The following is a 9,203-nucleotide window of genomic DNA, read 5'->3' as shown; positions in this document are numbered from 1 at the left end:
ATTCTAACCAATAGCCGTATCTTTGCCAGATTATCGATGGGCAATAAATCTGTACCCACATTACAAAAAGAAAGGGCTCGGTTGAAATAGGCGTTCAACATCAGGCACAAATTTCTTGTCGGCCAAGAACATGATGACGTGATCACCTTGTTCAATTTTGCTATTTGCGTTGGCAATGATGACGTCATCACCGCGAACGATAGCACCGATGGTTGTACCGGGTGGAAGCTTAATATCTTCGATCATTCTGCCGACAACTTTCGATGTGCCCTCATCTCCATGGGCGATGGCCTCGATTGCTTCGGCTACACCACGACGTAAAGAGGATACGCTAACAATATCCGCCTTGCGGACGTGGCTGAGTAGCGCAGAAATTGTTGCCTGCTGTGGGGATATTGCGACATCGATGACGCTGCCCTGAACCAGATCGACATAAGCCCGACGTTGGATAAGTACCATTACTTTTTTCGCGCCCATGCGCTTAGCCAGCATAGCTGACATAATATTCGCTTCGTCATCGTTGGTAATGGCGATGAATACATCGATCTGCTCGATATGCTCTTCGGCGAGGAGTTCTTGATCTGAAGCATCGCCATGGAATACGACCGTATTTTGCAGAAGTTCAGCCAGTTCCACAGCTCGGTCTGCATTTCGTTCTATCAACTTGATGCTGTAGTCTTTTTCTAACCGCTGCGCTAATCCTGCACCGACGTTCCCGCCACCAACAATCATGATCCTTTTATACGGTTTTTCAAGGCGCTGCAGCTCGCTCATCACCGCACGGATATGTTGTGAAGCGGCGACAAAAAATACTTCATCTCCAGCTTCGATAATAGTGGAACCCTGTGGGCGAATCGGACGATCGTGACGAAAAATAGCCGCAACTCGGGTATCTACGTGAGGAATGTGTTCACGAAGAGAAGTCAGAGCATTACCCACTAGTGGGCCACCATAATAGGCGTTAACTGCCGCAAGACTCACTTTGCCTTCAGCGAAGTTGACGACCTGAAGTGCTCCAGGATATTCGATCAGTTTGTAAATGTTATCGATCACTAGCTGTTCTGGAGAAATTAAGTGATCGATGGGAACCGCTTCTGGTAAAAACAGCTGTTCTGATTCACGAATGTATTCAGCTGCACGAATGCGTGCAATCCGGTTTGGTGTTTTGAAAAGAGAATAAGCAATCTGGCAGGCTACCATATTCGTTTCATCTGAATTGGTAACGGCGACCAGCATATCTGCATCTTCTGCTCCCGCTTCACGCAGTACGCGTGGATGAGAGGCATAGCCTGTAACGACACGCAGGTCAAACTTATCCTGAAGCTGGCGTAACCGATTTGCATCAGTATCAACGACAGTGATGTCATTGTTTTCACCCGCTAAATTTTCCGCCAGTGTTCCGCCGACCTGACCCGCGCCAAGAATGATAATTTTCATAATAAGCCATGCCGTTTATTGATTGCTGTCTGTTGCAGACAATACTGGGTTCAATATCAGTTTTTTACCAGCTTCGCATAAAAGAAACCATCACCACCATCGGCATGGGGAAGCATCTGTATACCCGGTATTTCTCTTGTTCCTGTATCGACAAGCGTTGCATCGGTATGGCGAGTCAAGAAATCAGCAACTTGTTGGGTATTTTCTTGCGGCAGAATAGAGCAGGTAGCATAGACCATCGTGCCGCCTGTTTTGAGATGTGGCCAGATGGCATCAAGAATTTCTTTTTGCAATGCCACTAATTCCTCGATGTCTCTATCTCGGCGCAACCACTTAATATCAGGATGACGGCGAATCACACCCGTGGCCGAGCATGGGGCATCCAACAGAATGCGATCAAACACACGTCCTTCACACCATGAATCAGGGTAACGTCCATCACCTTGTTTTACTTCGGCATGCATTTGTAGCCGCAGTAAATTTTCTTTTACCCGGCCTAAACGCGTTTCATCTACATCGACAGCGAGCACATGAGATTTTGGTGCCGCTTCTAAAATATGTGTCGTTTTTCCGCCGGGTGCAGCGCAGAGATCGAGGATCTGTTCGCCATCTTGTGGATCGAGCCAATAGACGCAACCTTGAGCCGATGCATCCTGTACGGTTGCCCATCCTTGCGAAAATCCTGGCAATTGATCAACCGCACAGGGAGCAGTAAGTCGTATCGCATCGCTGTATTCAGCATGAGGAAATGCCTCGATTCCCTCTTGCTCTAACAAGTTTAAATACGCTTCACGTGTGTGGTGTAATCGATTCACTCGTAGCCACATTGGGGGGCGTTGATTATTCGCCTCAACGATGTTTTGCCAATGATGTGGATAGGCACGTTCAATGCGCGCCAGCAGCCAGCTTGGATGCAGATAATGAGATGAGTGAGTTGCCTCACGTTGAATCAGTTCTTCCTGCTGACGCTGAAATTGGCGTAATACGCCATTAATCAGTCCCTTGAGCTGTGGCCGCTTTAATGCGACGGCACCTTCTACTGTTTCTGCCAGGGCCGCATGTGGCGGGATCCGAGTGTAGTGCAACTGGTAGATGCCGACCATGATGAGGTAGTGCAGCGTGCGTTGTTTACCCGTAAGAGGTTTAGCCATCAGTTGTTGAATACACCATTCCAACTGCGGTAAAACGCGTAATACGCCGAAGCAAAGCTCTTGCAAAAGTGCGCGATCTTTATCGGAGACTTCACGCTGATGAACAGGTAATAAGGCACTGAGTGATTGTCCCTGATCCAGAACCTGCCCCACCACTTTTGCGGCAATACTGCGTAGATTGTATGAGCTTTTCATGTGTTAGCGATGACGTATACGTAAAAGAGAGAGGATATACCGGCATGGTGCCGGTATGAAAAATAGATTAGTCCAGTGTATTACCGGGAACGAACCACTCACGACGTGAGTTAAGCAGATCCTGTGCGGCCATGACTTTTTTGCCTGCGGGCTGCAATTCCTGAATATTCAAGATGCCATCGGCTGTTGCTACCTGAATGCCTTGCTTGTCTGCCTGTATGATTGTACCGGGCTGTGAGCCATGTGCTTTGGCGATGACCTCAGCTTTCCAAACTTTCACTGGCTGTTCATCGACGATGAAATAGCTGACTGGCCAAGGATTAAAAGCACGAATACAGCGTTCAAGCTGCTCGGCAGATAACTGCCAGTTGAGACGAGCTTCTTCTTTGCTGAGCTTTTCTGCATAGGTGGCAAGGGCATCATTTTGTGTTTCAGCAACAGCGCTGCCATCAGCAAGTTGTTCCAGCGTTTCCAATAAGCCACGTGGGCCCAGCTCAGCAAGTTTATCGTACAACGTTGCGCTGGTATCCTGTGGCAGGATTGGGCACGAAATTTTGTGCAGCATTGCGCCAGTATCGAGTCCAACATCCATTTGCATGATCGTCACGCCGGTTTCACTATCCCCAGCCCACAATGCACGTTGAATGGGTGCTGCGCCGCGCCAGAGGGGCAACAGAGAACCGTGAACATTAATGCAGCCAAGGCGAGGCATGGATAACACGGGCTGCGGCAGAATTAATCCGTAGGCGACAACGACCATAACATCGGCATTTAACGCCTGAACCATCGCTTGATTTTCTTCCGGCCGCAGAGATTTAGGCTGGAAAACGGGGATGTTATGCTGCTCTGCCAGTATTTTTACCGGACTGGGAGTGAGCTTGTTGCCCCTGCCTGCTGGACGGTCGGGCTGGGTGAAAACGCCAACGACTTCATGGCCCGATGATAAAAGCGCGTCGAGGTGACGCGCGGCAAAGTCAGGGGTTCCGGCAAAGATTATGCGTAAAGAATCAGACACGGTGCTTCCTGTCAGGATGAAAATTATCGGGCTCGACTATTCTGCTTAGCCAGTTTTTCCAGTTTTTGACGAATGCGCTGGCGTTTAAGCGGGGAAAGGTAATCGATAAACAGTTTCCCAACCAGATGGTCCATTTCGTGCTGAATACAAATGGCGAGTAGCTCGCTTGCTTCAAGTTCGAACGGCTTACCGTCACGATCCAATGCGCGCACTTTCACATGCTCTGCACGAGGAACCAGCGCACGCGTTTCAGGGATCGACAGACAACCCTCTTCGATGCCCGTATCGCCGCTCTTTTCAATCAGCTCGGGATTGATCAGCACCAGTCGTTGGTCTCGTTCTTCAGAGACGTCAATAACAATAATACGCTGATGAATATCCACCTGTGTCGCAGCCAGCCCAATACCTTCTTCTTCGTACATGGTATCGAACATATCATCCACGATACGTTGAATATCTGCATTGACTTCTTTTACTGGCTGCGCAGTGATGCGGAGCCGCTCGTCTGGAAAATGTAATACCTGCAAAACTGCCATATATGTTTAGATCTGTATCTGAATAGTGAGAGAGTCTTAGTCCCCATTCTAGACATTTCCTGCCCCGATTGACAGCATCGGCACTGAATTGCAGCACTTATCTGAACAGAGCGGAGTAAGGGACACCGATGCGATCAACGGAAATCTGGCTACGTATGACGGGCGTACGGCATCTGGGTGCCAGACGTGCTTGGGCGATTGTCAGAAAGCTTATTGACTTAAACTCGTTCGATAACGAGCTCCTGAGGGCGTTAGGCCTGTCTGATACCCAAATAGCCCAATTCTGTACCTACGATCGTAAGACTCTGGAAGAAACCCTTAATTGGTTGTCTTATCCCAATCATCATATCGTGACGTGCGAAGATGCCTTATATCCTTTTCTATTGAGCAATATTCGTGATTTTCCGCTTCTACTCTTTGTTTCTGGCTCTCCTGAGTTACTGGCATCGCCACAAATATCGATTATTGGTAGCCGGGGGAGTAGTGCTTACGGTGAACGCTGGGGATGTTTTTTCGCCCAGGAGCTTGCCGCGAATGAACTCACGGTAACAAGTGGGCTAGCGATTGGCATTGATGGTATTGCTCATCGTGCTGCTTTGGATGCGGGAGGGCGAACCATTGCAGTGCTGGGAAGCGGGTTGAAAAATATTTATCCCAAGCGGCACGCTAAGCTTGCTGAACGTATCTGTGGCGATGGTGGTGCGTTGGTCTCTGAATTTCCCCTCTCGATGCCGCCTTTTCCAACCAACTTTCCCAGAAGAAATCGTATTATCAGCGGGTTAGGGCTGGGTGTTCTGGTCATTGAAGCGACTATCCGCAGTGGGTCGCTGGTCACTGCGCGTTATGCTTTGGAGCAAGGACGAGAGGTTTTTGCTCTGCCGGGACCGATTGGCAACCCGATGACTGAGGGAACACACTGGTTGATCCAGCAAGGAGCCAGCCTGGTGACACATCCGAAAGATATTCTTGAGCAGTTGGTGAGTGAGTTACAGTGGCTGCCGATGGAAAGCGGGCAAACTATTTCTAACGAAGAAGAGGATGGCGAATTGCCATTTGCCGACGTGTTGGCTAACGTAGGAGATGAGGTTACACCTGTTGACGTTGTCGCTGAACGTGCCGGCCAACCTGTGCCAGAGATAGTCACTAAGCTATTAGATCTGGAGTTAGCAGGATGGATCGCAGCAGTACCCGGCGGCTATGTCCGATTAAGGAGGGCAGGCCATGTTCGACGTACTCATGTACTTGTTTGAGAGCTACATCCACAATGAAACTGAAATGCGTGTCGATCAGGATACGTTAACTGATGACCTCACCCGCGCTGGATTCCATCGTAACGATATCTATAGCGCGTTGAGTTGGCTGGAAAAACTGGCTGATATTCAGGAAGGGCAGACTGCGCCGCTTTATTTAGCGAACGATCCTCTGGCTATACGGATCTATACGCAGGATGAGGCGCAGCGTCTTGATGCGGAATGTCGTGGCTTTTTATTGTTCCTTGAGCAAATTCAGGTTCTGAACCTTGAAACGCGGGAAATGATCATTGAGCGCGTCATGGCGTTGGAAACACCGGAATTTGATTTGGAAGATCTGAAGTGGGTCATTCTCATGGTGCTTTTCAATGTACCTGGTTGTGAGAATGCCTATCAGCAAATGGAAGAATTACTCTTTGAGGTCAATGACGGTTATGTGCAATAGCCAGAGGAATAATAGTTCGAATGGCTAAGCCTGCACTGTTTGCTGAAAAAAAACAGGAAATGTGTCCAGACTGTGGGTCAGTGCTGGTTATCCGTTCTGGTCGGCACGGCCCATTTCTTGGCTGTTCTGCGTATCCGGAATGTGAGTTCATTCGCCCGCTGAAAGCACAAGCTGATGGACATATCGTCAAAGTGTTAGATGGGCAGCAATGTCCGCTTTGTCAGTCGACCTTGGTCTTACGGCAAGGTCGTTATGGGATGTTTATCGGCTGTGGCAATTACCCTGAATGCCATCATACCGAGACTATTGATCGCCCTGATGATACGGCGATTCGATGTCCACAGTGTAATGAAGGCACGCTGTTACAGCGTAAATCTCGCTACGGCAAGGTGTTTCATTCTTGCGATCGCTATCCCGATTGCCAGTTTACGTTAAACCATAAGCCGATAGCGGGTGAATGCCCTTCTTGCCATTACGCTTTATTGTTTGAGAAAAAAACGGCACAAGGTATCAAGCTATTTTGTGCCAGTAAATTATGTGGAAAACCGATAGCGGTAGAAGTTGATAAGAATGAGTGATGTGTCTGATGAACGAATGATTCCCGTTTTGCGGGAGTTACATAACGAGCAGGTTATTGCATACCCGACTGAAGCGGTATTTGGGTTGGGATGCGATCCTGATAGTGAAGTGGCGGTTAATCGCCTGCTGGCGTTAAAACAACGCCCTTGGCAAAAAGGGTTGATCCTGATTGCGGCAGATTTTAGCCAACTGGCTCCTTATATTGATGACAGTACGTTATCCGATGAGCAGAAAGCCGTGATGTTTTCCACATGGCCAGGTCCGGTTACTTGGGTATTGCCAGCAAAACGCACGACTCCGCAGTGGTTAACGGGCCAATTTTCTTCGCTTGCAGTGCGTGTTAGTGATCATCCGTTAGTCAAGGAACTGTGCCTGCGCTACGGTAAACCGTTGGTATCGACCAGTGCCAATTTAAGTGGTCAACCGCCTTGCCGCACGGCTCAGGAAGTTTCTCTACAGTTTGGTGATGATTTTCCTGTGCTGGTTGGGGATGTCGGCGGAAGAATGAACCCATCAGAAATCAGGGATGTATTAACAGGCGAGCTTATTCGTCAGGGGTAACGACAAGTTGGAGAAGAACGTGTCTGAAGTAACGTCTTTTGCGGTTTTTGGCAACCCGATTGCGCATAGTAAATCACCTCGCATACATGAGTTATTTGCTGCACAGACGGGGATAACGTTGACGTACCAGCGCGTGTTGGCGCCTCTGGATAATTTTGAGCAGATGCTGCGCCAGCATTTTCGTGATGGTGCTGGTGGGGCGAATGTGACAGCGCCCTTTAAAGAGCGTGCCTTTGCTGAGGCCGATGAGTGTAGTGAGTGTGCCGCGCTTGCGGGGGCGGTCAATACATTGAAGAGATTGAGTGACGGCCGCCTGTTTGGCGATAACACCGATGGCATTGGTTTGCTCAGCGATCTGCAACGATTGGCGCTGGTGAAGCCGTTGGATCGTGTTTTGCTGGTTGGTGCGGGTGGCGCGGCGCGGGGTGTTATCCAACCCCTGCTGGCTTACGGCTGTACAGTGGTGCTGACGAATAGGACCTTTTCCAAGGCCGATGCCTTAGCTAAGATCTTCCGTGATATTGGTGATATTAACGCTGTTGCTCTCGATGATTTACAGGGGCAGTCGTTCGATCTGATCATCAACGCTACATCTTCTGGTATGTACGACAGCGTTCCTAACTTACCGACAGAACTCATTTCGCCGGAAACGTGCTGTTATGACATGTTTTACCTGCCGCAGCTGACACCATTTTTGTCATGGTGCATACAGCATGGTGCCCTCCATTATGCAGATGGTTTGGGAATGCTGGTGGGGCAAGCGGCACATGCGTTTAAACTTTGGCATGGCATCATGCCGGATGTGGAACCCGTGATTGCTTTACTAAAGCAGGATCTTGCTAAATGAATCAGGCGATCCAGTTTCCCGATCGTGAAAGCTGGGATGATAAGGTAATGGCGATCCGCTTTCCTGTTTTAGTGAATGGTTTTCAGCAGGAATGTTTAGTGAGTGCTGAGCTGCTCCAGCAACGCTATGGCGGTGATAGCCCTGAACGATGGCTGGCACTGTTCAGGGAATATCGATGGGATCTTGAAGATGAACTGGAACAAATGATCGTTGTTGAAGAATGGGATGATGAAGGTTGTTACTCGTTGTCCTGAGCAAGGTATTCATCTTTCCAGCGAACATAGTTGTTTGCCGAGTAAATCAACCCTTCTATTTCTTCTTGTGTGAGTGGCCGAATTTTTTTGACTGGGCTGCCGAGGTATAGATGTCCCTTCTCTAGCCGTTTTCCTGGGGGGACTAAGCTACCAGCACCAATCATGACATCATCTTCAACAATTGCTCCATCCAGAAGTATTGATCCCATCCCGACCAGGACCCGATTTCCTATTTGGCAACCGTGCAGCATCGCTTTATGGCCTACCGTGACGTCTTCACCAATAATAAGCGGATTACCTTCTGGTTTTTTCTCTGAGCAATGGGTGACATGAAGTACAGAACCGTCCTGAACATTACTCCTTGCACCAACAGTAATGTAGTTAACATCACCGCGTATGGCGACAAGGGGCCAGATGCCGACATCATCGCCTAGTGTTACCTTGCCAATCACCACGCTGGAATGATCGACCATGACCCTTTCGCCTAAAACGGGAGAAATACCGTTATAACGACGGAATGTTTTTGCACTCATCGATAACCTCGTAGTTATTTAGCATATGTAGTTATTTACCACATACTGATGATTCGTTTTAGACAAAATATCGACAGATATGGGATGTCGGCAACTGAAAAGTGGTCTGGATCGAGTAAGATCTCATCGAAAGGGTCGAAAAACACGCGAACAGAAAAAAAGATCAAGAAAGTTGTTGTGTAACGAAAACGGATCCCTATAATGCGCCTCCATCGACACGGCGCTGTGAACACACAACCGGGTCGATAAAGAAAGAGAAAACACTTTAAAATAAGCGTTGACTCTGAAGGTGAAAAGCGTAATATGCGCCACCTCGCGAAGTGGTTAAGACCACAACGCACTGCTCTTTAACAATTTAATCAGACAATCTGTGTGGGCACTCACAAGACCGTATCTTAAC

General features: G+C 48.7%; 11 protein-coding genes. 6 read left to right on the top strand and 5 right to left on the bottom strand.

Features of this window, described 5'->3' with window-relative positions:
• Positions 1-60: 60 nt before the first annotated feature.
• From trkA to def, 4 genes are all read right to left on the bottom strand, one after another.
• The gene (gene trkA / locus ACIPUG_RS20950; RefSeq protein WP_010304922.1) at positions 61-1,437 is read right to left on the bottom strand and encodes a Trk system potassium transporter TrkA; all 1,377 of its coding nucleotides are present in this window, start codon (positions 1,435-1,437) and stop codon (positions 61-63) included.
• 56 nt (positions 1,438-1,493) lie between these two features.
• Positions 1,494-2,783, bottom strand: coding sequence for a 16S rRNA (cytosine(967)-C(5))-methyltransferase RsmB (gene rsmB, locus ACIPUG_RS20945; RefSeq protein WP_039283012.1), 1,290 nt, complete (start codon positions 2,781-2,783; stop codon positions 1,494-1,496).
• A gap of 67 nt (positions 2,784-2,850) precedes the next feature.
• The gene (gene fmt, locus ACIPUG_RS20940) at positions 2,851-3,798 is read right to left on the bottom strand and encodes a methionyl-tRNA formyltransferase (RefSeq protein ID WP_205605949.1); all 948 of its coding nucleotides are present in this window, start codon (positions 3,796-3,798) and stop codon (positions 2,851-2,853) included.
• 23 nt (positions 3,799-3,821) lie between these two features.
• Entirely contained in the window at positions 3,822-4,334 is a 513-nt protein-coding gene (gene def, locus ACIPUG_RS20935; RefSeq protein ID WP_039466494.1) for a peptide deformylase, read from the bottom strand.
• A gap of 128 nt (positions 4,335-4,462) precedes the next feature.
• Here def and dprA point away from each other — a divergent pair, with 128 nt between their 5' ends.
• From dprA to ACIPUG_RS20905, 6 genes are read left to right on the top strand one after another with little or no spacing between them, the layout of a single operon-like run.
• Positions 4,463-5,584 (top strand): DNA-protecting protein DprA, encoded by a 1,122-nt coding sequence (gene dprA, locus ACIPUG_RS20930; protein WP_400340057.1) that lies wholly within the window; start codon positions 4,463-4,465, stop codon positions 5,582-5,584.
• Entirely contained in the window at positions 5,556-6,029 is a 474-nt protein-coding gene (locus tag ACIPUG_RS20925) for a DUF494 family protein (RefSeq protein ID WP_010287009.1), read from the top strand. The genes dprA and ACIPUG_RS20925 overlap by 29 nt, the downstream gene beginning before the upstream one ends.
• Before the next feature lie 20 nt (positions 6,030-6,049).
• Positions 6,050-6,607 carry a type I DNA topoisomerase gene (locus ACIPUG_RS20920; RefSeq protein ID WP_014916805.1) on the top strand — a complete coding sequence of 186 codons (558 nt, stop codon included), beginning with the start codon at positions 6,050-6,052 and terminating at the stop codon, positions 6,605-6,607.
• The gene (gene tsaC, locus ACIPUG_RS20915) at positions 6,600-7,169 is read left to right on the top strand and encodes an L-threonylcarbamoyladenylate synthase type 1 TsaC (protein WP_014916804.1); all 570 of its coding nucleotides are present in this window, start codon (positions 6,600-6,602) and stop codon (positions 7,167-7,169) included. The genes ACIPUG_RS20920 and tsaC overlap by 8 nt, the downstream gene beginning before the upstream one ends.
• Before the next feature lie 19 nt (positions 7,170-7,188).
• Positions 7,189-8,016, top strand: coding sequence for a shikimate dehydrogenase (gene aroE, locus ACIPUG_RS20910; protein WP_205547294.1), 828 nt, complete (start codon positions 7,189-7,191; stop codon positions 8,014-8,016).
• Positions 8,013-8,270, top strand: a complete 258-nt coding sequence (locus ACIPUG_RS20905; RefSeq protein ID WP_039466504.1) for a DUF1488 domain-containing protein — start codon at positions 8,013-8,015, stop codon at positions 8,268-8,270. The genes aroE and ACIPUG_RS20905 overlap by 4 nt, the downstream gene beginning before the upstream one ends.
• Here the strand turns inward: ACIPUG_RS20905 and ACIPUG_RS20900 are convergent.
• Positions 8,255-8,803 (bottom strand): gamma carbonic anhydrase family protein, encoded by a 549-nt coding sequence (locus ACIPUG_RS20900; RefSeq protein ID WP_039277415.1) that lies wholly within the window; start codon positions 8,801-8,803, stop codon positions 8,255-8,257. The genes ACIPUG_RS20905 and ACIPUG_RS20900 overlap by 16 nt on opposite strands.
• Positions 8,804-9,203 lie beyond the last annotated feature (400 nt).

Origin of the sequence: Pectobacterium sp. CHL-2024 (genome assembly GCF_044751765.1) — a bacterium.
Taxonomy (GTDB): domain Bacteria; phylum Pseudomonadota; class Gammaproteobacteria; order Enterobacterales; family Enterobacteriaceae; genus Pectobacterium; species Pectobacterium brasiliense.
This window is presented reverse-complemented; position numbering and strand designations above follow the sequence as displayed.

Excerpts from the sequence above, each read along its gene's own strand:
- trkA (WP_010304922.1), bottom strand. The coding sequence starts at position 1,437 with ATGAAAATTATCATTCTTGGCGCGGGTCAGGTCGGCGGAACACTGGCG.
- rsmB (WP_039283012.1), bottom strand. The coding sequence starts at position 2,783 with ATGAAAAGCTCATACAATCTACGCAGTATTGCCGCAAAAGTGGTGGGG.
- def (WP_039466494.1), bottom strand. The coding sequence starts at position 4,334 with ATGGCAGTTTTGCAGGTATTACATTTTCCAGACGAGCGGCTCCGCATC.
- dprA (WP_400340057.1), top strand. The coding sequence starts at position 4,463 with ATGCGATCAACGGAAATCTGGCTACGTATGACGGGCGTACGGCATCTG.
- ACIPUG_RS20925 (WP_010287009.1), top strand. The coding sequence starts at position 5,556 with ATGTTCGACGTACTCATGTACTTGTTTGAGAGCTACATCCACAATGAA.
- ACIPUG_RS20920 (WP_014916805.1), top strand. The coding sequence starts at position 6,050 with ATGGCTAAGCCTGCACTGTTTGCTGAAAAAAAACAGGAAATGTGTCCA.
- tsaC (WP_014916804.1), top strand. The coding sequence starts at position 6,600 with ATGAGTGATGTGTCTGATGAACGAATGATTCCCGTTTTGCGGGAGTTA.
- ACIPUG_RS20905 (WP_039466504.1), top strand. The coding sequence starts at position 8,013 with ATGAATCAGGCGATCCAGTTTCCCGATCGTGAAAGCTGGGATGATAAG.
- ACIPUG_RS20900 (WP_039277415.1), bottom strand. The coding sequence starts at position 8,803 with ATGAGTGCAAAAACATTCCGTCGTTATAACGGTATTTCTCCCGTTTTA.